The organism is Pseudomonas sp. WMBT8 (genome assembly GCF_050916005.1).
Lineage (GTDB): Bacteria > Pseudomonadota > Gammaproteobacteria > Pseudomonadales > Pseudomonadaceae > Aquipseudomonas.
The window spans coordinates 2662349-2687085 of sequence record NZ_CP188096.1; the positions used below are offsets into that span (position 1 = coordinate 2662349).

The following is a 24737-nucleotide window of genomic DNA, read 5'->3' on the forward strand; positions in this document are numbered from 1 at the left end:
AACGAGTGAAGATTTTTCCTACAGCGGCCTTTTACCCGGGCCGTTGACTCTCTATTATCCGCCCCCAGCACCTCCGGCCATGGAGACGCTCCATCAACTAAGGAAGTCGTAATGCACATTGGAAAAATGCTGGGGTTGGCCCTGATGATGTTGGCAGTGAGTGGCTGCGCCAGCTTCACCAAGGACGAAGTCGCGCCAGTCACCCTGCCATCGAAGGCGAGCTTCGCCAACAAGCCGAACGTCTATGTCGACTTTGATTTCTATCAGGGCGAACCGACCAACGCTGCCGCTGCCGAAGTCCCCCAGGCGCGGGACATGCTGCGTCCGCAACTGCAAAAGATCCTCACCGATTCCGGCCTGTTCGGCCGCGTGACCCTGGATGAGTTCCAGAAGCAGCCGGGCGACTACAGCCTGCGCCTGAAGGTCTACAACCATCCGCCAGGTGGCGGTCAGATGGCATTGGCGTTTATCAGCGGCTTCACCTTCACCATTATCCCGGCGCTGGGTACCGACCAGTACACCATGAGCCTGGAGGCCCTGGACCCACAGGGCCAGGCGCTGAGCAAAGGCAGCAACCACGATGCGATCAACACCTGGTTGGGTATCTGGTTTATCCCGATGATGGCCTACACGCCAAAAGAAGCGGTGACCGATACCTTCACGCGCCAGGTCAATGCGCTGCTCAAACAGATGGTCGAGAGCAATAACCTGAAGTACTCGGCACTGGATGCCGGTGTGCCGCGGGCCTGATTTTGGCCGCAAAAAAAGGGAGCCGGCTGACCGGCTCCCTTTTTTTTACCCGGGTTTTTACTTCAGTGCCTGAATGAACAGCGGGTCGCTGTACAAGGCCTTGAGCAAGTCACGCACCAGCGGGTTATAGGCATTCGCCGCATTCGGAATCGCAATGGGGCCGAAGAATGAACTGGACCATACGCTGGTCACTTCCTTGGTGGCGTCGTACACCACGGCGTCATCCTTGAGCAAGGTAAAGCGCGCGGCCAGTGTGCCGTGGCCGGAACCCACGCCAGCTGTCAGCTCGTTCTTCACCAGCAGTACGTCAAGGCGCCGCGGCGCGCTTTGATTCAGCAGGCCGGCCAGGGACAGTTCCTGGGTAAGCGCCGCCTGCACATGGGCCGGGATACTGCCGGTGGGCGAGCTGATCGGATTGGCCCGGACCATCAACGAACCCTGGCCCGAGGCGGCAGTAACCTTGGCCTGGCTGATGGGTTGCAGCGCTGGCGTCTGCTTGAGGCGCTGGACGTTGTCGAAATTGGGCTCGTATTGCGTCATGGTCACGCCGCAACCTTGCAGCAGCAGTAAGACCAGTGGGGCCAACATAAGAAACTTCTTCACGGCATTTCCTTGCGTGAGGGGGGTAGGGGGGCGCGATTATGGTCAGCCGCTGGTAGGGCGGCAACCCGCGCGGGAAGGGGAGATCGCCAAGAAGGCATTTTGCTGGCCCCCATCTGCTGCATGTTTCGCCAAAATCACTTTTATTTTCAGTTGGTTAGGTGGATGCCAATGCGCAACGTAAAAATCACGCTGATTGCCTTGGCCCTGGCGAGCGGGGCGGCGGCAGCCCAGGGCAAGGCGCTGCGTGAAGGGGATCGGTACATGTGCAGTTGGGGGGCGGGTACGGCGGCCAGGGCCCAGGAGCTGAAGTTGGCTGGCGTTTCGTTGTATGCGGCGCGGCAGAAGATTCAGCGGTACAAGTTCGACAAGTCGTGGATGCGCATGATGGCCATGGGCATCACCGAGCAGACTTATGACAGCCCCTCGCGGCTCAAGCCGACGGCGGTGCGTTCGAGTTTTTATGAAGAGTGCGTGCGCTACAAACTGGCGCGTAGATAGACACGCTGCAGACTGGTTTATTAACCTGATAGTTATTAGGGTTTTAACCCGGCAAGTTTGGAAGTTGCACCAAAAAGTGGCACTAAAGATATCGCGAACCATGAAAAATGTGTGGTTATTGAATGACTTAGCGCTGTTTCAATCCGACGAAAGGCTAATAATAAACTTGTTACAGGTTGTCTCGGTGGTTATTATGACCGGGCGTTCACCTCCCACGGTTTATGCATTTTTAAATCCCAAGTTTCCATCAGCTACTTGGGATTTTTTTTGCCCGGGATTTGACCTTCATACCTGCTTGGCAGATAAGTGTCCGTGGTTTTTCTGGCGTCATTGCGCCGGCGCTTTCGGGGAAAAGTGTGGGGTAGCTAACACTTTCGTAGGATTGCCTACACGCGTTGCACAACCTGATCTACCCTGCATGGATCACGTCCATCGCGTCATGTGCGAGCAAGGGTGCCCAGGATGATTCCGATCGTTGAGTTGAGCCGCATCATGGCGTCCGGTTTCGTCCCGCTGGCGTGCGACTGTAGCGTCAACCCCCAGGGTTTCTTGACCATCCGTGTCTTTGAACCGGAGTCCGGTCGCGTCGACCTGCTGTTGACCGGCGTGTCGCCCCAGGGCCTGGATAGCATCCGTGCCATCTCCAACCTGATCGGCGAGCTGCGCACCGAGCTCAAGGCCGGGCGCCGTGGGTTTGCGGCATTCGGCTAGGCGTCAGAGCCGGCGCAGAAACGAGCGCACAATGCGCTTGGTGGCGTCGGTGGCGTCCAGTTGCTCCAACGCACTGTAGGCATGCCACTGGCAATCGATGATTTCATTGCAGGGCCGGGCCTGGTCGATGTTCACCACCGAGGCTTCAAACACGTGATGCAGCGTGTCACTGGCTTTCAATTCCTGTAGATACAGCAACCCATCCACGTTCAGCCCGGTTTCCTCCTGCAACTCCCGCTCGGCCGCGCCGACCGGGCGCTCATCGCGCTCGACCTTGCCCCCGGGCAATGCCCATTTCGACCTGGCCTTGCGCACGAACAGAATGTGCCCCTCGTGTTCGCAAATCACCGTTGCGCGTATTTTCATCGTCTGTGCCCCCGCAGCTGGATGATTGTCATAAAAGTGTAATGCAATTGTCATGCTAGGTCTTTATAGGGGGAGGCTGGAGACCACGCAGGAAAACGCCGATACTGCCCGACTGAAAAAATACCGCTGAAGGAAAGTCTGATGAGCACCATCCGCTGGGGCATGATCGGTTGTGGCAGTGTTACTGAACTCAAGAGTGGACCCGCTTTCTACAAAGCGCCAGGCTCGGCCCTGGTGGCCGTGATGGGGCGTCGCGAGGAAGCGGTGCGCGATTATGCGGCACGCCACGGGATTGCCCGCTTTTACACGGATGCCCAGGCGCTGATCGATGATCCCGAAGTGGATGCGGTGTACATCGCCACGCCACCCGACAGCCACCTGGAGTACAGCCTGTTGGTGGCGGCGGCGGGCAAGCATTGCTGTGTAGAAAAACCGATGTCGCTGAATGCCGAGCAGAGCGCGTTGATGCAGCGCACCTTCGAGCGGGCCGGGCTGCATCTGTTTGTTTCCTATTACCGCCGTTCCCTGCCGCGCTTCCAGCAGGTCCGTGCCTGGCTGCAAGAAGGGCGCATCGGTGAGTTGCGGCACCTGAGCTGGACGTTGTGCAAGCCGCCATCGCCCACGGACACCAACGCCAGCAACTGGCGCACCGACCCGGCGATTGCCGGCGGTGGTTATTTTGCCGACCTCGCCAGCCATGGTTTCGACCTGTTCCAGTACCTGGCGGGGGATATCGTCGAGGTCACGGGGTATACCGCGCGCCAGGCCGGGCGCTATGCGGCGGAAGATGCGGTCACCGCCTGCTGGAGCTTCAGCTCGGGCGCGCTGGGGATGGGCTGCTGGAACTTTGTGGCGGACCGGCGTGAAGACCGGGTCGAGTTGATCGGTAGCACAGGGCGGATCAGCTTTGCAGTGTTCGACGAGCAGCCGTTGCACCTTGAGGCCGAGGTCAGCCAGACCCTGCATATTGCCCATCACCCCCATATCCAGTGGCATCACGTGCTGGGCATGAACGCGCATATCCGTGGCGAGAGCGTACACCCGGCACTGGCGATCGAGGCCTTGAAGACCGACCGCATCATGGATCGGGTGTTGCAGCGCAAGCCCTGACCCCGCCCACCCTTGTCGGAGCCGCCAAGGTGTTTGTCTGACTGGCGGCTATTGTCAGAAATTTCCCACAGGAGTACAAATGTACTCCATGACGACTCTCACTCCCCGCCGCTCCGCCATCCTGAACTTCATCCGCGAACGTATCGCGCAGCAAGGTCAGTCCCCCAGCCTCGCCGAGATCGCCGAGGCCTTCGGTTTTGCTTCGCGCAGTGTGGCGCGCAAACACGTGCTGGCGCTGACCGAGGCCGGGTTTATCGAGGTCAACCCGAACCAGGCCCGGGGTATTCGCCTGCTCAATCAACCGGCACGCCCGCAATGGCTGGAGGTCCCGGTGCTGGGCCGCGTGGCCGCCGGCCTGCCCATCGGCGCCGACGCCGAAGTGCATGCGCGGCTGATGCTGGACCCGGCGACCTTTGCCCGGGTCCCGGATTATCTGCTGCGGGTCCAGGGTGACTCGATGATCGAAGACGGCATCCTCGATGGCGACCTGGTGGGCGTGCGCCGCAGTGCCGAGGCGCTGAACGGGCAGATCGTGGTCGCGCGCCTGGACGGCGAGGTCACCATCAAGCGCTTCGAGCGGATGGGCCACAGCGTGCGCCTGTTGCCGCGCAACCCGGCCTATCAACCTATCGTGGTCCGTGCCGACCAGGACCTGGCCATCGAAGGCGTGTTCTGTGGCCTGGTGAGGCAAGGGTGATGGGCGCCGTGGTTGCACTGGACTCGCTGTTCAATGGCGGGCGGGTGTGGAAGGGGCGGCCGGCCGCGCCGCCGGCCAGTGTGTATCCCACCGGGCTGGTGGCCCTGGATGCGGTGTTGCCCAGCGGTGGCTGGCCGGCGGCGGCCTTGAGTGAAATCCTCGTGGCCCAGCAGGGCGTGGGCGAGTTGCAACTGGTCTGGCCGACCCTGGCGCGGCTGTCGGCGGCCGGCGAGCGCATTGTGCTGGTGGCGCCGCCGTATACCCCATACCCCCACGCCTGGCAGAACGCCGGGGTGGACCTGCGCCAGCTCTCGGTGATCCAGGCCGATGAGCGCGATGCCTTGTGGGCGGCCGAGCAGTGCCTGCGCTCCGGCAGTTGCGGCGCGGTGCTGTGCTGGCCACGCAAGGCCGATGACCGGGCCTTGCGCCGCTTGCAGGTGGCCGCCGAGACCGGCCAGACCCTGGCGTTTGCCTGGCGGGCCATGGGCGAGGCGATCAACCCGTCACCGGCCGCCCTGCGCCTGGCCGTCGAGCCGAGCCAGGTGCGGGTGCTCAAGTGCCGCGGTGGCCTGGCCCATCCCGCACCCATTGCCCTGGCCAGCGGGCACTGAGGTTGATATGCGCTGGGTGTGTATTGTCTTCCCGCAATTGGCGTTGGACGGGGTCTTGCGTCGACGTCCCGAGCCCGAGCAACCCTTGGCGTTGTTGGCCGGCCCGCCGCAACGCCGGGTGCTGCAAACCGTCAATGGCGCCGCGCGTGCCTTGGGCCTGCGCCCCGGCCTATCCCTGACGGCGGCCCATGCCCTGACCAAGGCCTTTGCCTGCGTCGAATACGACCCGGTGGATATCGAGCGCTGCCAACAACTGCTCGCGGCCTGGGCCTACCGTTTCAGTTCCCAGGTCAGCGTGTTCTATCCACGGGCCTTGTTGTTTGAAATCGAATCGAGCCTGGGCCTGTTCGGGCCGTGGCCGCTGCTGGAAGCACGCTTGCGCGAGGAACTGAGCGACCTGGGCTTTCGCCACCGTATCGTCGCCGCCCCCAACCCGGCCGCCGCGCGGGTGTTGGCCAATGCCTACGATGGCCTGGCGGTGGCCGATGCCGAGGCGCTCCAGCAAGCCCTTGGGCCGATGCCGATCGATCGCGTCGGCATCGACCCGCAAGCCGCCACAGCCTTGTCGCGCATGGGCCTGCGGACCCTGGCCCAGGTCCAGGCGTTGCCCCGGCATACCTTGGCCAGGCGCTTCGACGCCGGGTTGCTCAAGCACCTGGATGCCTTGACCGGGCTGCGGCCGCTGGGCCTGGATTTTTATCAGCCGCCGGATCGGTTTGACCTGCGCATCGAATTGAATTTCGATGTGCAGTCCCACCAGGCGTTGCTGTTTCCCTTGCGGCGCCTGACTGGCGACCTCGCCGCGTTTCTCTGTGGCCGCGACAGTGGCGTGCAGCGTTTTGCCCTGCACCTGGAGCATGCCGAGGCGCCAGACAGCGTGATCACGGTGGGCCTGCTGAGTGCTGAGCGCGAACCCTCGATGCTGTTTGAACTGGCCCGTGGCCGCCTGGAGCAGGTGCAAGTGGCCGCACCGGTGCGTGGCCTGCGCCTGCTGGCCGAGGACCTGCCGGTGTTTGTGCCACAGCGCCAGGACCTGTTCGATGAGCGCCCGCAGCAAACCCTGCCGTGGGTGCAATTGCGCGAACGTCTGCGGGCGCGCCTGGGGGATGAGGCGGTGCAGGGCCTGCGCTTTAATGCTGACCACCGCCCCGAGTGTGCCTGGCTGCCGGGCGCCGACAGCCGCGCCTGCCCAGCCTTGAGCCCGGTGCAACGCCCTGGCTGGCTGCTCAACGAACCGACCTTGCTGGCCGAGCAGGGCATCCAGATCCTGCTGGGCCCGGAGCGTATCGAATCCGGTTGGTGGGATGGCGCCGATATCCGCCGCGATTACTACCTGGTGCGCACTCGCGCCGGGCAGCAAGGCTGGGCCTATCGCACCGTGGGCGACAGCGCCGGGTTGTGGCTGCAAGGCTGGTTTGCATGATGGAGGGCTACGCCGAACTGCATTGCCTGTCCAACTTCAGCTTCCAGCGTGGCGCGTCCAGTGCCCGCGAGTTGTTCGAGCGCGCCAAACAGCAGGGGTATCAGGCCTTGGCAATCACCGACGAATGCACCCTGGCCGGTATCGTGCGCGCCTGGCAGGCGGCCAAGGAGGTCGGGCTGGGGTTGATCGTCGGCAGTGAGGTGCGCCTGGAAAACGGCCCGAAACTGGTGTTGCTGGTGGAGAACCTGCAGGGCTATCAGCACCTGTGCCGGTTGATCACCCTGGCCCGGCGGCGTGCCGAAAAAGGCCAGTACCGCCTGTTGCGCGAAGACTTTGCCGACCCGCTGCCGGGGTTGCTGGTGCTGTGGCTGGCCGAGGAGGGCGATACGCCTGCCGACGGCCAGTGGCTGTGCGAGACCTTCAGCGGGCGGCTATGGCTGGCGGTAGAGCTGCATTGCGCCCAGGACGATGCCCGCCGCCTGGCGCAGCGCCTGCAACTGGCCGCCAGCCTGCACCTGCCGGCCGTGGCCTGTGGCGATGTGCATATGCATGTGCGCAGCCGGCGCGCCTTGCAAGACACCATGACCGCCATCCGCCACCACCTGCCGGTGGCGCAGGCCGGCCAGCGCCTGCACCCCAATGGCGAGCGGCACCTGCGCAGCCTGGAGGCCCTGCGCGCGCTGTACCCGGCGCACTTGCTCGCGGAGTCGCTGCACATTGCTAGCCGTTGCACTTTCGACCTGAGCCAGTTGCGCTATCAATACCCCAGGGAGTTGGTGCCGCAAGGGCAGAGCCCACAATCCTGGCTGCGTGCCTTGACCGAAGAGGGCATCGCCCATCGCTGGCCCGAGGGCGCGCCAGCCAAGACCCTGGAGCAGATCGATAATGAACTGCAGTTGATCAGCGAACTGGGCTACGAAAGCTACTTTTTGACGGTGCACGACATCGTGCGCTTCGCCCGCAGCCGTTCGATCCTCTGCCAGGGCCGTGGCTCGGCGGCCAACTCGGCAGTGTGCTTTGCCCTGGGCATCACCGAGATCGACCCGGGGCGGATGAACATGCTGTTCGAACGCTTCCTGTCCCGCGAACGCAACGAGCCACCGGACATCGACGTGGACTTCGAGCACGAACGCCGCGAAGAGGTGCTGCAATACGTGTTCCAGCGCTATGGCCGGCGTCGCGCGGCCTTGACCGCGGTGGTCAGCAGCTACCACGGTGCCGGCGCAGTGCGGGATGTGGCCAAGGCCCTGGGCCTGCCACCGGATCAGGTCAACGCGCTGGCCGATTGCTGTGGGCGCTGGAGCGATGAGGCGCCGCCCCTGGAACGCTTGCGCGAGGGTGGTTTCGACCCGGACAGCCCGGTATTGCGGCGGGTGCTGGGGCTGACCCAACAACTGATCGGCTTTCCGCGCCATCTGTCCCAGCACCCCGGCGGCTTCGTGATTTCCGAGCAGCCGCTGGACACGTTGGTGCCGGTGGAAAACGCCGCCATGGCCGAGCGCACCATCATCCAGTGGGACAAGGACGACCTGGACGCGGTGGGCCTACTCAAGGTGGATATCCTCGCCCTGGGCATGCTCAGCGCGATCCGCCGCTGCTTCGACCTGCTGCGCCGCCATCGCCATCGCGACCTGACGCTGGCGACAGTGCCCCCGGACGATGCGGCAACCTACGCAATGATCAGCCGCGCCGACACGATAGGCGTGTTCCAGATCGAATCGCGGGCGCAGATGTCCATGCTGCCCCGGCTCAGGCCCAAGACGTTCTATGACCTGGTGATCGAGGTGGCCATCGTACGCCCCGGGCCGATCCAGGGCGGCATGGTGCATCCATATCTGCGGCGGCGGAACAAGGAAGAGCCTACGACCTATCCGTCGCCCGAGCTGGAGGCGGTACTCAAGCGCACCCTGGGTATCCCGCTGTTCCAGGAGCAAGTGATGCAGATCGCCATTGTCGCGGCGCACTACACCCCTGGCGAAGCAGACCAGTTGCGCCGCTCGATGGCGGCCTGGAAGCGCCATGGCGGCCTGGAGCCCCATCGCCAGCGGCTGCGCACCGGCATGCTCAAAAACGGCTACAGCGAGGCCTTCGCCGCCCAGGTGTTCGAGCAGATCAAGGGTTTTGGCAGCTACGGTTTTCCGGAGTCCCACGCGGCCAGTTTCGCCTTGCTGACCTATGCCAGTTGCTGGCTCAAATGCCATGAACCGGCGGCATTCGCCTGTGCCCTGATCAACAGCTGGCCCATGGGTTTCTATAGCCCGGACCAGATCCTGCAGGACGCACGCCGCCATCAATTGCAGATTCGCCCGGTGGACGTGACCGCCAGTGACTGGGATTGCAGCCTGGAACCCATCGACGGCCAGCAACCGGCGATTCGCATGGGGTTGCGCATGATCAGCGGCTTTCGCGAAGAAGAGGGCCGGCGTATCGAAAAAGCTCGCCAGGGCGCCAGGTTTGCGACTATCGCCGACCTGGGTGAACGCGCCCAACTGGACAGCCGGGCCCAGGAACTACTGGCAGATGCCGGGGCCTTGCGCCAGTTGGCCGGGCACCGGCATCGGGCGCGCTGGGACGTGGCCGGGGTGGAAAAACAGCTGGGCTTGTTTGCCGGGGTGTCGAGCCCGCAGGAAGAGGCGGTGCAACTGCCGGCCCCCAGCGTCGGCGAAGACCTGTACGCCGACTATGCCAGCGTGGGCACCACCCTGGGGCCCCATCCCTTGGCGCTGCTGCGTGATCAACTGCGCGCACGGCGCTGTCGCAGTTCCCAGGAGCTACAGGCGGTGGAGCATGGGCGCAATGTCAGCGTTGCCGGCCTGGTCACCGGGCGCCAGCGACCGGGCACCGCCAGCGGCGTGACCTTCGTGACCCTGGAAGATGAGTTTGGCAACATCAACGTGGTGGTCTGGCGCGACCTGGCCGAGCGTCAGCGCCAGGTGCTGGTGGGCTCACGGCTGCTCAAGGTGGATGGGCGCTGGGAAGCGGTAGGCGAAGTGCGCCATTTGATCGCTGGCCGCTTGAGCGACCTGACGCCGCTGTTGGCGGGGATCAGCGTGCGTAGCCGGGATTTCCGCTGAGGGGGGCAACCTTCCTGCGGCCATCGTGGTGTAACGGGCAGAGCCTGCGCGCGGAGCGCTATCCTCTGTGGGTGCAGGCTTGCCAGCAAGAACACCTAGGGCCCACGCCATGGTTAACGACCATCGCCGGCAAGCTTGCTCCTGCAATGGTTCGCAGATGCAGTGAAACCATCGCGTCCGGCTATGCTCCAACATTGGCGACTGCCCTCTCTCTGCACCGAGTTGATCCATGCAATTTTTATCCAATACCCATGGTTGTGACGGCTGGGGCGGTGAAATGGCCCAAAGGATTCGTGCCTTTGACTGGTCGACCACGGACCTGGGCTCGATTGACAGTTGGTCCACCAGCCTGACCTGCGCCGTGCAGATGCTCCTGGCTTCGCCGGTGCCGATGGTGATGCTCTGGGGGCGCGCCGGGCACATGATCTACAACGACAGTTACTCAGTGTTCGCCGGCGGGCGCCACCCGTTTCTGCTGGGCGTGCCGGTGGAGCAAGGCTGGCCGGAAGTGGCCGACTTCAACCGGCATGTCATGGACACCTGCCTGGCTGGCGGCACCTTGTCCTATCGCAACAAGGCCTTGATGCTGCTGCGCAATGGCAGCCCCGAAGACTTGTGGCTCGACCTCTATTACAGCCCGGTGGCCGGTGACGACCAGCAGCCGGCCGGGGTGCTGGCGATTGTCGTGGAAACCACCGCGCATGTGCTGTCCGAGCGTTTGCGCCAGGAAGCCGAGGGCGCTTACCGCGTGGCGGACGAGCGCTTGCAACTGGCGCTCAATGCCGGGGCGCTGCTGGGCTCCTTTGTCTGGGATGTGCTGCCGGATCGGCTGTCGGGCGACGAGCGTTTTGCCCGCACCCTGGGCCTGTCTATGGATGACGTGGAGCAGGGCCTGTCCATTGCCGTTGCCACCCAGATCATCCACCCCGATGACCTGGCGCGGGTCAACCGCCTGATTGCCCGCACCCTGGAAACCGGTGGGTCGTATAACGTCGAGTTTCGCGTGCGGCGCCCTGACGCCAGCTATCTGTGGGTACTGGCCAGTGGGCGTTGCGAGTTGGATGCGGGCGGGCGGCCGCTGCGTTTTCCGGGGGTGATCATTGATATCCATGTGCGCAAGATTGCCGAAGAATCCCTGCTCAAACTCACCCATAACCTGGAGCAGCGCGTCGCTGCCGAAGTCCAGGCGCGCTCGGCCGCCGAGGACCAGTTGCGCCAGTCGCAAAAGCTCGAGGCCATTGGCGGGCTGACCGGGGGCGTGGCCCATGACTTCAATAATCTGCTGCAGGTGATTGCCGGCAACCTGCACTTGCTGGCCCGCCATGAACGGGACAATCCCCAGGTACAACGGCGCGTCGGTGCCGCCCTGGCGGCTGTCGAGCGCGGCGCCAAGCTGTCCTCGCAACTGTTGGCCTTTGCCCGGCGCCAGCCCCTGTCACCGGCGGTGTTCAACCCCCGGCGCATTTATGAAGGCCTGGGTGAATTGCTGCAGCGGGCCTTGGGGGAAACCATCCAGATCGATGTGCAATTACCGCAAGATCCATGGTGCATCCATGTCGATCGCAATCAGTTGGAAAACGCCGTGCTCAACCTTGCGATCAATGCCCGGGATGCCATGAAGGGCGAGGGGGTGATCCGCATCACCGGTGAAAACATCACCCTGTCACCCGAGGATGGCAGCCGCAACGGGATTGCCCCCGGTGAATATGTGCGCCTGTCGGTCAGTGACACCGGGGCGGGCATGCCGCCGGCGGTGCTGCGGCGGGTCTTCGAGCCATTCTTTACCACCAAGCCGGACGGTCACGGCACCGGCCTGGGCTTGAGCATGGTGTTTGGTTTCGTCAAGCAAAGCGGCGGGCACGTGCAGATCAGCAGCGAGCCAGGGCAGGGCACCGTGGTGCAGATGTACTTTCCCCACAGCCTTGAGCCGGAAAGCCAGGAGGCACCTGCCGCCGTGGCACTGCAAGAAGGCGGCCGGGAAACCATCCTGGTGGTGGAGGACAACGAAGGTGTACGCGGCGCGGCCGTGGAGTTGCTGCAACAGTCCGGCTACACAGTGCTCACCGCCGAGGATGGCGATGATGCGATGCTGATGCTGCGCACCGGCTTGCGGCCGGACCTGATCTTCACAGATGTGGTGATGCCGGGGCGAATCAAGAGCACCGACCTGGCCGAGTGGGCCAAGGCGCAACAGCCGCCGGTTGCGGTACTGTTCACCTCCGGGCATACCCGTGACATTCTTTCCAGCGACCACTTGCTGGGCAGCGAAATACATCTGCTGGGCAAACCCTACAGCCCCGAAGAGCTGACGCAACAGGTACGCTCGGTGCTGACCGCGCGGATAAACCACTGCGATTGAACGTTTGCCAGGGTGCCGGATCCACCACTGGACTTGCCGCCTCCTATAAGGTTGACCATGACTTCACAGCGCCACTTGCCGCCTGCCACCGATCTGCCTGCCGCGCGCCCCGGTTTTGTCCGGGTGCGGGGCGCCCGGGAACACAACCTGCGCAATGTCGATGTGGACATCCCACGGGATGCCCTGGTGGTGTTCACCGGGGTTTCGGGGTCGGGCAAGTCGTCCCTGGCGTTTTCCACGTTGTACGCCGAGGCGCAGCGGCGTTACTTCGAGTCGGTGGCGCCCTATGCCCGGCGCCTGATCGACCAGGTGGGCGTGCCGGATGTGGACTCGATCGAAGGCCTGCCGCCCGCCGTGGCCTTGCAACAGCAGCGGGGCACGCCGAGCACGCGCTCATCGGTGGGCAGCGTGACTACCTTGTCCAGCCTGATCCGCATGCTCTATTCCCGCGCTGGCAGCTACCCGCCGGGGCAGCCGATGCTGTACGCCGAAGACTTCTCGCCCAACCTGCCCCAGGGCGCCTGCCCGCAGTGCCACGGCCTGGGCCGCGTGTATGAGGTAACCGAGGCGCTGATGGTGCCCGATCCCTCGCTGACCATTCGCCAACGCGCCGTCGCCTCCTGGCCGCTGGCCTGGCAAGGACAAAACCTGCGGGACATCCTCGTGACCCTGGGCTATGACGTCGATGTCCCCTGGCGCGAGCTGCCGAAAAAACAGCGTGACTGGATCCTCTTCACCGAGGACACGCCCACGGTGCCGGTGTATGCCGGCTTGACCCCGGCGCAAACCCGCGACGCCCTCAAGCGCAAACTCGAGCCCAGTTACCAGGGCACCTTCAGCGGCGCCCGGCGCTACATCCTGCACACCTTCACCCACACCCAGAGTGCGCTGATGAAAAAGCGTGTCGCGCAGTTCATGCAAGGCAGCCCGTGCCCCTTGTGCGAGGGCAAGCGCCTGACCAAGGCTGCGCTGTCGGTGACATTCGCCGGAGTGGATATTGGCGAGTTGTCGCAGCTGTCGTTGTTGCAACTGGCACAGCTTTTACGCCCGGTGGCCGAGGGCAAGGGGCGGGTAAAACTCTCGGTGGAAAAACGCCTGGCCGCCCAACGCATCGCCCAGGATTTGCTGGAGCGGGTCAGCACCCTGACCGACCTGGGCCTGGGCTATCTGTCGCTGGAGCGCAGCACGCCGACCCTGTCCTCTGGCGAGTTGCAGCGCCTGCGCCTGGCGACGCAATTGGGCTCGCAGTTGTTCGGCGTGATCTACGTGCTGGATGAACCGTCGGCGGGCTTGCACCCGGCCGATGGCGAGGCCCTGTTCACTGCCTTGGAACGCCTGAAAGCCGCCGGCAACTCGCTGTTTGTGGTGGAGCACGACCTGGAAACCATGCGCCGCGCCGACTGGCTGATCGATGTCGGCCCGGCAGCCGGCGAGCAAGGCGGCCAGGTGCTGTACAGCGGCCCACCGGCGGGCCTGGCACAGATTGAAGCGTCACAGACCCGCGAGTACCTGTTTGCCGAGCCGCGCCCGTTGAACACCTCGCACCGTGCGCCGAGTGGCTGGCTCAGCCTGGAAGGGGTCAGCCGCAATAATCTCGACGGGGTGAGCGTGGACTTCCCCCTGGGCTGTTTTACCGCGGTGACGGGGATTTCCGGCTCGGGTAAATCCAGCCTGGTCAGCCAGGCCCTGTTGGACCTGGTGGGGGAGGGCCTGGGGCGGGTGGTGGTCAGCGACGACGAGCCCGACCTGGAAGACGCACCGCAAACCAGCGGCGGGCGCATCCGCGCGGGCCTGGAGCAGATCCGCCGCCTGGTGCAGGTGGACCAGAAGCCGATCGGCCGCACCCCGCGCTCCAACCTTGCGACCTATACCGGCCTGTTCGATAACGTGCGCAAGCTATTCGCCGCCACCCCGGCGGCGAAAAAACACCACTACGATGCCGGGCAGTTCTCCTTCAACGTCGCCAAGGGCCGCTGCCCGAACTGCGAGGGCGAGGGTTTTGTCAGCGTCGAATTGCTGTTTATGCCCAGCGTCTACGCACCATGCCCCATCTGCCACGGCGCGCGCTACAACCCCCAGACCCTGGCGATTACCTGGCAGGGCCTGAACATCGCCCAGGTGCTGGGCTTGACCGTCGAGCAGGCGGTGGACGTTTTCGCCGAACAACCGGGCGTACTGCGTGCGTTGCTAGTCCTGCGCGACATCGGCCTGGGTTACCTGCGCCTGGGCCAGCCGGCCACCGAACTGTCCGGCGGCGAGGCCCAGCGGATCAAGCTGGCCACCGAACTGCAACGCACCGCGCGGGGCGCGACCTTGTATGTGCTCGACGAGCCGACCACCGGCCTGCACCCTCGTGACGTCGACCGCCTGCTACTGCAACTCAACCACCTGGTGGACGCCGGTCACACGGTGATCGTGGTCGAACACGAAATGCGCGTGGTGGCCCAGAGCGACTGGGTCATCGACATCGGCCCAGGCGCCGGCGACCGTGGCGGTAAAGTCGTCGCCAGCGGCACGCCCCAACACCTCGCCCAGAACAAAACCAGCCGCACCGCCCCGTTCCTCGCACGGGAACTGGGCCAGGGGAATTGACCTTGGGCATGACAAGAGGCCCATGGATGGGCTAGCTTCAAGGTGTACCAGTCATTGATTAACTTGCGGAGGTACTTCATGCCAGTGAAACATGATCTTTATCAGGATTTGGGGTTGAGCAAGGAAGACGTTCAGCAGCGTCGGGCAAGCCACCATCGGTTAGATGTATTGCTCACCCAGTATGACGTCGCCGACAAGGAGGTGCTGGAAGCAGAATCCGCAAGTGCCAATGACGATGATGTAGAGAACCTGAAAAAGAAACGCCTGTTGATCAAAGATAAAATCGTCGAACAACTGGAACAGACCAAGGGGCACTAGCCAACGTTGGGAGCGGGGGTGTCCATATTTGTTCAGAATTGACCGAAGGACAGCAGCCCCTCCACTGCCTATTATCCCAACCGTTCGCCCGACCCTGGGGCACGTTGACTGCGCATGGAATGCGCTGTGGTGTCGGGCGAACTCTCTTTTCTAGGTGCGCAGCGCCTGTAGGCAAGCGTCGATCGAGCGCTGCTGGGTGTCTGCATACAGTTGCAATTCATCAAGGGTCCGGCGGCCCAGGGCCTGTTCAAATTCGGCCTGGTTGGCGTTGGCCGTGTAGTGACTCTGCGCCGCATCGCCCAGGTTCGACTGGAAAATCCCCGCCGCGCTGACCGGCAGAAAATCCTCGTACACCAATGGTTCGATTGCCACGCAGCCGGCCGCAAGCAGTGCGTCCAGATTGGGTTGCGGGCTCTTGTCGGCTGCGCGGCCCGTGTCGGTCACGAAGTAGCGAAAGAACGCCAACCCTTGCTCGCGCATGGCCCGATGGTTATCCGGGAAGGCCTGGAAGTGCTGTGCCATCAGTTCGGTATAGCGCTGGGCGTTGGCTTCATTGGGAAAGGCACCCAGTTCGTCCCGCGCGGCGTTGAGCAGTTGGTCATAGAGCGCCCGGCCCTTGGGCGTCAGGGCCACGCCACGTTGTTCGATTTCGCCAAAGCGTGCGCTGTGGCTGCCCTTGGCATCGGTAAAGGCAATGGCTTCGTCGAGGGCCTTGAAGCTGGTCTGGCGTAGCAGGATCGGGCATTGGCGGCGGGGCGGGCCTTCGATCACGGCTTTGGGGGTGATGCCTTTGCCGGGCATGTCGGCTTGTACGCGGTCGATGTCCAGGGTTCGTGGGGTCAGGTGATTGATGTGCGGGCCCTTGAAGGCCACCACATCGGCAATCAGCCGGTGCTGGTCGCTGAGTTGCTGGTACTGGGCTGCGCTGACCGTGGCGGTGTGGTGCCAGCGAAAGGTTTCCAGGGCTTGTTGGACAAAGGCCTGGGCATCGCTGGCATTCAGGCCGCCGTCGGTTTCAGCTTGCTCTATGAGCGCCAGGGCTCGTGGGGTGAAGATCGAGCGCTTGGCCAGGGCGGCTTCGGCAAAGGCTCGCAGTTCAAGGTTTTCGATCAGTTCCAGGCGCAGCAGCGAGGTAAAGACCCGGAACGGGCTGGCCTGCAAGGCGCTTTCATGCACCGCGCGAAAGGCGGTGGAATGCACCGGTACGCCGGCCGGGGTGAGGTCGTAGTAGCCCACCGGTTGCATGCCCATCACCGCAAACAGGCGGCGGATGGTTGCCAGCTCATAGGCGCTGCCCAGGCGGATGGCACCGTGGCGCTCCATGTCCAGGCGTTGGATTTCACCGGTGCGCTGCAGTTGCTGCGCGAGGTCGGTATCGCTGGCCAGTACCCGGGCATTGGTCTGGGCCACCAACTCCAGCAGCGCGCCATACAGCGGTACTTCCTCGCGGTACATGTCGGACATGGCCCTGGAGAAGTCTTTGCGGATGTCGTCGGGGCTGATATGGCGAGGGGTAGGCATAGAAAAATTCCTGGCTGCGATAACGGTGGTATGGGCCGTGAGCCAGATTTTGTTGGGCGGTGCCCTTGGGTGCAAACGAAGATTCCTCTGGACTTCATTCTGCAAATGAATGAGCGCCACAGGCATAAACAAAAATCCCGCCTGGGTAGGCGGGATTGGTCAACCCAGGTTGCCCTGGATCAGCCTGGGAACAATTCGCTCAGCTTCATTGCCAGCATCATGTCGCCTTCGGCGCGCAGCTTGCCGCCCATGAAGGCCTGCATGCCATCGGTTTCGCCGCTGACGATACCTTTCATGGTTTCAGCATCCATCACCAGAGTCACCTGGGCGTCAGGGTTCTCGCCTTCTTGCAATTCGCAAGTGCTGTCCTTGACGATCAGCGAGAAGTTCTGGGTGTCGTCGATACGGAAACCGAACACCAGGTCCACGCCGGCAGCAGCGCTTGGGTTGAATTTGGCTTTCATTGCTTCTACGGCTTTAGCTACGTCAGTCATGGTTCGATCCTTTTATGGGTGGTGCCAGTGACCTTGGGGTCACGGTTGGCCGCAGTCATCGGAAAGTGATGAGCTGCGGCGCCTTCAACAGTTGCAAGTGGGTATGGCTGTTGAAGGAAGCCAGTGCCACTTCGCGACCACGGAACTTCAAGTGGTTGAGCGAAGTGTTGACAATCTGCCAGTTCAGCTCGAAAGCCTGGGTGGCAGGTATGCGGGTAATCAGGTGGAGCAGGGCGGTGATGGTGCCGCCAGAGGTAAATACCGCAATCTTGTGGGAATTGTCGGCAGTCTCGAGCAGGCGCTGCAGGCCACCCTGGACGCGCTCGACAAAGCCCAGCCAGCTTTCCAGGCCGGGCGTGTCATAGGTACCGCTCAGCCAGCGCTCGATGATCAGGGCGAAGATGCGCTGGAACTCGCCACGGTTGTGTGGGGCGTTGCGCAGGATTTCCAGGGCTTCGGGCTCGCTGTCGAGCAGGTCTGGGAGCAGGGCGCGGATGATCGCGTCGGCGTCGAATTCGTTGAAGGCGCTGTCGATTTCCAGGGGCGGCACCGGCAAGCCTTGGGCGCCGATGGCTTCGAACGCGGCGTTGGCCGTGTGCTGCTGGCGGCGCAGGTCGCCCGATACGCAGCGGTCGAACGTCAGGCCCAGGTCCGCCAGGTGGCTGCCCAGTACCTGGGCCTGCTGCACACCGACGGGCGACAGGACGTCATAGTCGTCTGCACCGAAGGAGGCCTGGCCATGTCGAATCAAATAGATGCTGCCCACGTCCGTTCACCCGGTACGTTGAAAGTCTGGCGAGGTTATGAGGATGCCGGGAAGCTGTCAATGAAAAAACATACGCTTGTTTTAAAAGCTCGTTAGAGGCCCGCTTCAAGGGGTTTCAGCTCTGGCTCACCGGCAGTCCCATCGGTATGCTGGGGCAATCCGCGCCTGGCGCACCGTTTCTGTAAGGAGTCCCATGGAGTTTTTGGCTGAGTATGCAAGTTTTCTGGCTAAAACCGTTACGTTGGTCGTCGCCATTCTGGTGGTGCTGATCAGTTTTGCGGCGTTGCGCAGCAAGGGCCGGCGCAAGAATGCCGGGCAGTTGCAGGTCAGCAAACTCAATGATTTCTACAAAGGCCTGCGCGAGCGCCTGGAGCAGACCTTGCTCGACAAGGATCAGCTCAAGGCCCTGCGCAAGTCCCAGGGCAAGGCCGAGAAAAAACAGAAGAAAACCCCCGAGGCCAAACCACGGGTGTTTGTCCTGGATTTTGACGGGGACATCAAGGCCTCAGCCACCGAGAGCCTGCGCCATGAAATCACCGCGTTGCTGAGCCTGGCCACACCCAAGGACGAAGTGGTGCTGCGCCTGGAAAGCGGCGGTGGCATGGTCCACAGCTATGGCCTGGCGTCCTCGCAATTGGCGCGGATCCGCGAGGCGGGCGTGCCCTTGACGGTGTGCATCGACAAGGTCGCGGCCAGCGGCGGCTACATGATGGCGTGCATCGGCGAGAAGATCATCAGCGCGCCGTTTGCCATCCTCGGCTCGATTGGCGTGGTGGCCCAGTTGCCCAACGTCAACCGCCTGCTGAAAAAGCACGATATCGACTTTGAAGTACTCACTGCTGGCGAGTACAAGCGCACCCTGACGGTGTTTGGCGAAAACACCGAGAAGGGCCGGGAGAAGTTCCAGGAAGACCTGGACATCACCCATCAACTGTTCAAGAACTTCGTGTCGCGCTACCGCCCGCAACTGGCCATTGACGAAGTGGCTACCGGCGAAGTCTGGCTGGGCGTCGCGGCGCTGGACAAGCAACTGGTGGACGCCTTGCAGACCAGTGACGAATACCTGGCCACCAGGGCCAAGACCGCCGAACTGTTCCACCTGCACTATGCCGAGCGCAAAAGCCTGCAAGAGCGGGTGGGCCTGGCGGCCAGCGGCTCGGTAGACCGGGTACTGCTGACCTGGTGGAGCCGCCTGACCCAACAGCGCTTCTGGTAACCCCCGCCTTGTAGTCGGCTTGCAGACCATGACGATCTTCAGATCGCTATTGCCCGCAAGCTGGCTCATATATCGCCGCGATGCAGGCTATACACTTTGTTGTCGTCCGGGGCGCCTTGGCAGCGTAGGGGATTACACAGTGCATCTTAGGTAGTAATCCCCTTTACCCAAGTCCATTCTCTTTGGTGTTGCGCGACCTGCTTACATTGGACACCGGTATTGCTGGCTGTAATTCTTGGGCTCTACCCCAAAGGGGTTATTCTCAAGGATAAGGAATCGCCTGATGCTCGGTTACTATGCGCACTACAGCCAGTATTACATCACCACGCTGATGCTCTTCACCACCCTGTTTTTTGCCTTGCCGATCTTTATCGCGCCGATTGCCTGGGCCCGGGCGATGCGCTGGACGATTCCCGAGCATCAGCATCTGGCCATTTATTTTGGGCGCTGCCTGGGGGCGTTTATCCTGGTGGTGGAAGTGGCGATGTTGCGCTCGGCAACTACGGGCACCAGCTTTAGTTATGCGTTCGATATGCTGTTCGTAGTTTTCTCATTGATGTTTGTGGTGCATGTGTACGGGGCTTTGAAACGTATCCAGCCTATTACTGAAACCCTGGAGATCGGCTTCTGGATGATTCTGTTTGTGCTCAATATGCTCTTCTATCCAGCTCAATCAATTACTTTCTAATCAGCACCTGCGCTATAGCCATCGGCCGCGATTATCAGCACTGAGCATTGTCCGCAGTCCCCTGAATATGATCGTGACGTTGGCTTGATTCTACGCCAGCGCTAAATAGCGATCGTGCCATTTGTGCGGGGGCAGGGCACGAGGATGGAGCATCGTTGATCGGGAATTGTATCTCTCGATCTGCCCCCAGCTGTACGGGGCGAGGCGCCACAGAACCCTCTACTGTCAGTGCAACAATAAATCGCCTGGATAACGCCCCATGTTCATGTCCACCAGCCTGCTGTCGGCCTTTGCGCTGTTTGCCTTCGTGTCTTCGATTACCCCTGGGCCCAATAACACCATGTTGCTGGCGTCGGGAGTGAACTTCGGTTTTCGCCGCTCGATTCCCCATGCCCTGGGGATCAGCGTGGGTTTTATGGTGTTGGTGATTTCGGTCGGCCTAGGCCTGGGGGAAGTGTTCAAGGCGTGGCCTTGGGCCTACACCGCATTGCGTTACATCGGCGCGGCGTATTTGTTGTACCTGGCGTGGAAGATCGCGACTTCAAGCGCGATGTCGGATGACACGGACGGCAAGCGCAAGCCCATGACCTTTCTCGCCGCTGCGGTGTTTCAGTGGGTCAACCCCAAGGCCTGGGTCATGGCGTTGGGGGCGATCACCACCTATACGCCGGCGGAAGGTTACTTCACCAACGTGCTGATCATTGCCGTGGTGTTTGCTGTGGTCAACTTGCCGAGTGTGTGCGTGTGGGCCGGGTGTGGCACCGGTTTGCGCAATGTCTTGCGTGAGCCGCGCTGGTTGAAGCTATTCAACTGGTCGATGGCGGGGTTGTTGGTGTTGTCGTTGTACCCGATGTTTTTCCTCGGGTGACAGGTTCGGGATATCAAACCTTGGGGCTATCGTGAATGACTCTAATGAACTGTGAGAATTGACAGTATCGGACAGTCAGTGGCTTGCCCACTATCAATTGCTGTCCACGGTTTTCGAGCCTTTCAACGAATGTTGTTTTTGGGGCGTCGTTAAACCATCAATCTTGAGTCAATGGAGTGTCACCCAATGTCTAAGGAACTCATCAGCCCGCCGGGCGCGGACGCGTTGCAACCCCATCCCGAAGCCGGAGGTTCTGCAGAGGGGTTCAAAGCCCCGCCCTCTCAGTTGGCCTATCTCAAAGACAACTCGGTTAACCCAGCCAGGTACTTGATGATGTCCAGCGGATACGTCATGACCACCAAGGATATTAACCAGGCCTCGAAATTCCTGGTTATCAGTTATGGCGACGGGAATTGGTACATTATGACGGTCGATACTGCAGAGTATCTTTCGTTTACCGACCGCAGCTACCTCTACGCCTATTCGGGCTGGAGTAATGCGAGATACGTGACCCTCGACCCCGTGAGCTTTAAAAAATACCCGGGGCTCTATCTGCATAATGGCTACGTCTGTTGCAATGGCCTCAAGGACAAGCCAGACAGCCTGATGAACGTCCATCCCGAGTTGATCAACTAGCGGTTAAACACGCCAAATCGTGCGCTGGGTACAGCGGTGTATCACGCGCACCTTGACCCGGGTTTCAGACCGGCGAGATCGTAGCCAGCAGGCCGATTCCAACGGTCAGTGCCAGAAACCCGAGAAGAAAAAATGCCATCTTAGCCATGGGGCCTCCAAAAGGAAGAAGGGCGGCTGGAGAGTTCCTGCCGATGAGCCATTGTCACGGTTGTGGTCTGTTCGGTACAGATGCAGGTGTTAAAGAAAAAAGCGTATCAGATGCAGCTTGCACGCTGCTGTACCGAGGTTTCGGCTGGGGCGTGGAGGTGCCGATCAGACTGTCCGGGCAACTTTAGCGCGCCTGGGATTGGCGTCCAGCCGGCGCAGGCTTTCGACGGCAGGCAGGATGTATTTGAACCACTGCGCGCGGTGCGGGCCTGGCTGGTCGCGCATCTGTTCGATGCCCGGCGATTGAGCTTCATCGATGGGGTAGCAGTCATCACTGCTGCGCCTGCCGTCGCGGTACACAATAAAACCGCCGCGCCCGCTGCCACATTGGTGCAGGTATACCGGCGACAGTTCTCGTTGCTTATCAACGCGCGCATTCAACTGGACGATGTAGGCCCCCATGGCAAGCGACACGCCCACAATCAGCCCCAGGCATAGCACCAACTGCCAGGTGTAGCTGGCCCCCGCCTTATCGCAATGCACTGGCGACACAGCATGCAGCTGCCTGCTCGATGCTCTGGCCCACCAGGAACCCGCTACCGCCCCCCAGGTTGACCAGCTGCCCCCGCGAAGGCAGGACGCTGGCCATCAGGGCGAATAAAATCAGGGCCAACAGGACTCTTTTGACGATCGCATAAAGGTTCATGACGGTGCTGACCTCAGGATTTGAAGAGCCCCAGCTTAGAGAGTGCCGGGTTAACGCGAGGTAAACATCCGCTGGAAATCGCTCGACTTCCGTTATCCTTCACTCCTCTGCGCAACACCCGTCCGAGGGGACTTTTTAGTGCATATTCACCTGCTGCTGGTCGAGGACAACCTGGATCTGGCCACCACCGTCATCGAGTACCTGGAGATCAGCGGCATGGTCTGCGACCACGTCACTAATGGCCAGGCTGGCCTTAACCTGGCACTCGCCCAGCATTACGACGTCATTCTCCTGGACATCATGTTGCCGCGCCTCGACGGCCAGCAGGTGTGCGAGCGGTTGCGCCAGCAAGGCATCCAGACGCCCATCCTCATGCTCACTTCACTGGACGCGCTCTCGGACAAGCTCGCCAGCTTTGCAGCGGGCGCTGACGACTATCTGGTCAAGCCATTCGAGCTGGCCGAGCTGGTGGCCAGGGTTCGCGCCCTGAGCATGCGCCGCAGCAGCCAGACCAGCCGCCTGCAGGTAGACGATCTGGTGATGGACCTCACCACCCGCAAAGTCAGTCGCGCCGGGCAGGCGCTGCATTTGTCACCCATCTGCTGGACCTTGCTGGAATACCTGATGCGCGCCAGCCCTGAACCCGTCCCCCGGGAACGCCTGGAAACTTCAGTCTGGGGCGACGAACCGCCGGACAGCAATACCCTCAAAGTGCACATGCATCGACTGCGCAAGGCGGTAGACAAACCCTTCGGCCGGCCGTTGATCCACACCCTGCCTGGGGTCGGTATCCAGGTAAAACCCCATGCGTAACGGCTTGAGCTTGAAGTGGGTGATCAGCGGCAGCTTCTTGCTGCTGATTGCCGTGGTGTTATTGATCTACAGTCAACTATTGCCGGTATACACCGTGCGCGGCCTGCTCTACACCGCCAGTGCGATGATGGAAGAAGAGGCGCAGTACTTCATCAGGCACTATAAAAAGGACCCGACCACGCCCCCTCCGCACAACTACTTCTTCGAGGGCGTCATTGGCAAGGAAGCCTTGCCGGCGAGCGTGCGTGAGTTGCTCAAGGCGCCGCCGAGCATGTCTTTCGGTGCCGTGCAGGTGTTCGGTGATACCGACTCCGATGACGACGACGCCGAGGTCCGGGCGGTTCTCTCCCAAGACCTGGGTGACGGCAAGACCCTCTATATGTATGACATCGACCATGACCACGAAGAGGGCGGCGAGGTCGAGACGCCGCTGTCCGATGCCTACTTTGACCAGGTGCTGCAAGGCGTGGTGTTCGTCAGCCTGGCGGTGTTCGTGCCGGCGCTGATCATCATCGCCCTGTTGGTCTGGTGGCTGGTGCGGCCGCTGGGGCGCCTGGCGCAATGGTCCAGCACCCTGAAAAACCCTGACGCAATGGCCAGCGCGCGCCCGGATTTCAGCTTCAAGGAGTTCAATACCCTGGCCGACGCCCTGGCCCAGAGTGTCGAGCAAGTACAGGCCGCCAGCCAGCGTGAAGGCCGCCTGTTGCGCTACACCAGCCATGAACTGCGAACCCCGCTGGCGGTGCTCAAGGCCAATATAGAACTGCTGGCCCTGCAGGCCGGCGGTGTCCTGCCATCCTCCCTGCAGCGTATCGAACGCTCGGTGTTGAACATGCAGCTTATCGCCGAGACCTTGCTGTGGATGAGCCGCGAACGTCCCGAACCGCTGCCCGAAGAAGACATCGACCTGAGCGCGTTGGTCGGCGAGCTGATTAACAAGCATCGCTACCTGATCGGCAATCGTGATATCGAGCTGCTTGTCGACATCCACAGCGAACCCTGCCGACTACCCCCCACCGCGTGCCGCATCGTGATCGGTAACTTCCTGCGCAACGCCCTGCAATACGCGGAAGAGGGCCAGGTAGAAATCAGCTTCAACTACCCGCGCCTGGTAATTGCCAACCACATCAGGGAGGCCAAGCCGAGGGAGGAATCCAGCGATTACGGCTACGGCCTGGGGCTGCAGTTGATGCGGCAGCTGTGCGCAAAACTGGGCTGGCAGATTGATGTGATTCTTGAGCAGCAGCGTTTTACCGTCGCTCTGGAGTTCACGAGCTTGCAGGGTGTTGGGGCTCCGGGAGGAGGAGGGTGAGCAGTACTGGGTCGACAGGTGGAGTTTTGCGCAAACTGATTGTTGTACTCATGCTCGGTTTTTCGTGAAGTTTTCCTGTCATTGCGGGTGATGGCAGGCCGGTCAAAGTCTCGGCCTTTGGAGCTGCGTTTCATCTGCAACCTGAACCTGCAGAGCAAGGCTGATGCCTGGTCGCTGCTGCGTGACATCTCGGCGATCTACTGAGGCATGACTGACTGGGCCCAGGGCCAGGTGTTCACCCTGTCGGATAGGGGAGGGGATAGTTTACAGCTCCCTAAAATATTAACCCTCTGCCTAAGAACACCATTAAATTTTTGTGCCTATTATGACTATGCCGTTATGAGTACTGGTTTTGTAAACTCTTACCTGTCCAGTATTGTCGATAACGTTTGATCGGCATGTTTTGATTTCTTTATTTAGTTCTGGCTCGAAGAATTAAATCCCACTACAGCTTCTTC

Annotated in this window: 24 protein-coding genes; 17 read left to right on the forward strand and 7 right to left on the reverse strand. The window is 61.8% G+C overall.

All coding sequences use genetic code 11. The features are described from left to right. The first annotated feature begins 111 nt into the window (after positions 1–111). Complete coding sequence (locus ACO77H_RS12550) at positions 112–750, forward strand: hypothetical protein (protein ID WP_169956949.1); 639 nt, start codon at positions 112–114, stop codon at positions 748–750. Between the two features lie 57 nt (positions 751–807). Here ACO77H_RS12550 and ACO77H_RS12555 read toward each other — a convergent pair whose 3' ends face one another. Then, on the reverse strand, positions 808–1353 hold the full coding sequence (locus ACO77H_RS12555; RefSeq protein ID WP_169956950.1) for a hypothetical protein: 546 nt from the start codon (positions 1351–1353) through the stop codon (positions 808–810). A 168-nt stretch (positions 1354–1521) separates the two neighbouring features. On the opposite strand from ACO77H_RS12555, the gene ACO77H_RS12560 reads away from it, so the two are divergent. After that, on the forward strand, positions 1522–1851 hold the full coding sequence (locus ACO77H_RS12560) for a hypothetical protein (RefSeq protein WP_169956951.1): 330 nt from the start codon (positions 1522–1524) through the stop codon (positions 1849–1851). Between the two features lie 462 nt (positions 1852–2313). Further along, the gene (locus ACO77H_RS12565) at positions 2314–2562 is read left to right on the forward strand and encodes a DUF1652 domain-containing protein (RefSeq protein ID WP_169956952.1); all 249 of its coding nucleotides are present in this window, start codon (positions 2314–2316) and stop codon (positions 2560–2562) included. A gap of 3 nt (positions 2563–2565) precedes the next feature. Here the strand turns inward: ACO77H_RS12565 and ACO77H_RS12570 are convergent, their stop codons facing one another. Beyond that, complete coding sequence (locus tag ACO77H_RS12570; RefSeq protein WP_169956953.1) at positions 2566–2928, reverse strand: NUDIX hydrolase; 363 nt, start codon at positions 2926–2928, stop codon at positions 2566–2568. A 141-nt stretch (positions 2929–3069) separates the two neighbouring features. On the opposite strand from ACO77H_RS12570, the gene ACO77H_RS12575 reads away from it, so the two are divergent. The 8 genes from ACO77H_RS12575 (at position 3070) to ACO77H_RS12610 (ending at position 15112) form a co-directional block, all read left to right on the forward strand. Next, positions 3070–4038 carry a Gfo/Idh/MocA family protein gene (locus ACO77H_RS12575; protein WP_170043207.1) on the forward strand — a complete coding sequence of 323 codons (969 nt, stop codon included), beginning with the start codon at positions 3070–3072 and terminating at the stop codon, positions 4036–4038. Between the two features lie 79 nt (positions 4039–4117). Next, positions 4118–4735 carry a transcriptional repressor LexA gene (gene lexA / locus ACO77H_RS12580; protein WP_169956955.1) on the forward strand — a complete coding sequence of 206 codons (618 nt, stop codon included), beginning with the start codon at positions 4118–4120 and terminating at the stop codon, positions 4733–4735. Then, positions 4735–5346 carry a translesion DNA synthesis-associated protein ImuA gene (gene imuA / locus ACO77H_RS12585; RefSeq protein WP_432755613.1) on the forward strand — a complete coding sequence of 204 codons (612 nt, stop codon included), beginning with the start codon at positions 4735–4737 and terminating at the stop codon, positions 5344–5346. The genes lexA and imuA overlap by 1 nt, the downstream gene beginning before the upstream one ends. A gap of 7 nt (positions 5347–5353) precedes the next feature. Next, the gene (locus tag ACO77H_RS12590) at positions 5354–6769 is read left to right on the forward strand and encodes a Y-family DNA polymerase (protein WP_169956957.1); all 1416 of its coding nucleotides are present in this window, start codon (positions 5354–5356) and stop codon (positions 6767–6769) included. After that, complete coding sequence (locus tag ACO77H_RS12595; protein WP_432755614.1) at positions 6745–9843, forward strand: error-prone DNA polymerase; 3099 nt, start codon at positions 6745–6747, stop codon at positions 9841–9843. The genes ACO77H_RS12590 and ACO77H_RS12595 overlap by 25 nt, the downstream gene beginning before the upstream one ends. 229 nt (positions 9844–10072) lie before the next feature. After that, entirely contained in the window at positions 10073–12202 is a 2130-nt protein-coding gene (locus ACO77H_RS12600; protein WP_169956959.1) for a hybrid sensor histidine kinase/response regulator, read from the forward strand. A gap of 57 nt (positions 12203–12259) precedes the next feature. After that, positions 12260–14794, forward strand: coding sequence for an excinuclease ABC subunit UvrA (locus tag ACO77H_RS12605; protein WP_169956961.1), 2535 nt, complete (start codon positions 12260–12262; stop codon positions 14792–14794). Between the two features lie 78 nt (positions 14795–14872). After that, entirely contained in the window at positions 14873–15112 is a 240-nt protein-coding gene (locus ACO77H_RS12610) for a DUF465 domain-containing protein (protein ID WP_032857259.1), read from the forward strand. A gap of 150 nt (positions 15113–15262) precedes the next feature. Here ACO77H_RS12610 and hglS read toward each other — a convergent pair whose 3' ends face one another. From hglS to ACO77H_RS12625, 3 genes are all read right to left on the reverse strand, one after another. Continuing rightward, positions 15263–16633: a 2-oxoadipate dioxygenase/decarboxylase HglS gene (gene hglS, locus ACO77H_RS12615; RefSeq protein WP_169956962.1), complete on the reverse strand. Its 1371-nt coding sequence runs from the start codon at positions 16631–16633 to the stop codon at positions 15263–15265. A gap of 179 nt (positions 16634–16812) precedes the next feature. Next, positions 16813–17127, reverse strand: a complete 315-nt coding sequence (locus ACO77H_RS12620) for an SCP2 sterol-binding domain-containing protein (RefSeq protein WP_172314911.1) — start codon at positions 17125–17127, stop codon at positions 16813–16815. 55 nt (positions 17128–17182) lie between these two features. Beyond that, positions 17183–17893 carry a histidine phosphatase family protein gene (locus ACO77H_RS12625; protein ID WP_169956964.1) on the reverse strand — a complete coding sequence of 237 codons (711 nt, stop codon included), beginning with the start codon at positions 17891–17893 and terminating at the stop codon, positions 17183–17185. Between the two features lie 193 nt (positions 17894–18086). Between ACO77H_RS12625 and sohB the strand changes: the two genes are divergently transcribed. From sohB to ACO77H_RS12645, 4 genes are all read left to right on the forward strand, one after another. Then, a complete protein-coding gene (gene sohB, locus ACO77H_RS12630) occupies positions 18087–19109 on the forward strand; it encodes a protease SohB (protein ID WP_170043213.1) in 1023 nt (340 codons plus the stop codon). Positions 19110–19392: 283 nt separating this feature from the next. Further along, a complete protein-coding gene (locus ACO77H_RS12635) occupies positions 19393–19797 on the forward strand; it encodes a hypothetical protein (RefSeq protein ID WP_169956966.1) in 405 nt (134 codons plus the stop codon). Positions 19798–20056: 259 nt separating this feature from the next. Beyond that, a complete protein-coding gene (locus ACO77H_RS12640) occupies positions 20057–20665 on the forward strand; it encodes a LysE family translocator (protein WP_169956967.1) in 609 nt (202 codons plus the stop codon). A gap of 186 nt (positions 20666–20851) precedes the next feature. Then, positions 20852–21301: a hypothetical protein gene (locus ACO77H_RS12645; protein WP_432755615.1), complete on the forward strand. Its 450-nt coding sequence runs from the start codon at positions 20852–20854 to the stop codon at positions 21299–21301. 312 nt (positions 21302–21613) lie between these two features. On the opposite strand, the gene ACO77H_RS12650 is transcribed toward ACO77H_RS12645, so the two are convergent. Both ACO77H_RS12650 and ACO77H_RS12655 read right to left on the reverse strand, forming a co-directional pair. Next, a complete protein-coding gene (locus tag ACO77H_RS12650) occupies positions 21614–22000 on the reverse strand; it encodes a hypothetical protein (protein ID WP_170043215.1) in 387 nt (128 codons plus the stop codon). Continuing rightward, complete coding sequence (locus tag ACO77H_RS12655; RefSeq protein ID WP_169956971.1) at positions 21978–22154, reverse strand: hypothetical protein; 177 nt, start codon at positions 22152–22154, stop codon at positions 21978–21980. The genes ACO77H_RS12650 and ACO77H_RS12655 overlap by 23 nt, the downstream gene beginning before the upstream one ends. Positions 22155–22292: 138 nt before the next feature. On the opposite strand from ACO77H_RS12655, the gene ACO77H_RS12660 reads away from it, so the two are divergent. After that, positions 22293–22967 carry a response regulator transcription factor gene (locus tag ACO77H_RS12660; RefSeq protein WP_432755616.1) on the forward strand — a complete coding sequence of 225 codons (675 nt, stop codon included), beginning with the start codon at positions 22293–22295 and terminating at the stop codon, positions 22965–22967. Continuing rightward, positions 22960–24279, forward strand: a complete 1320-nt coding sequence (locus ACO77H_RS12665; protein WP_172314909.1) for a sensor histidine kinase — start codon at positions 22960–22962, stop codon at positions 24277–24279. Before ACO77H_RS12660 ends, ACO77H_RS12665 begins: the two co-directional genes overlap by 8 nt. Positions 24280–24737 lie beyond the last annotated feature (458 nt).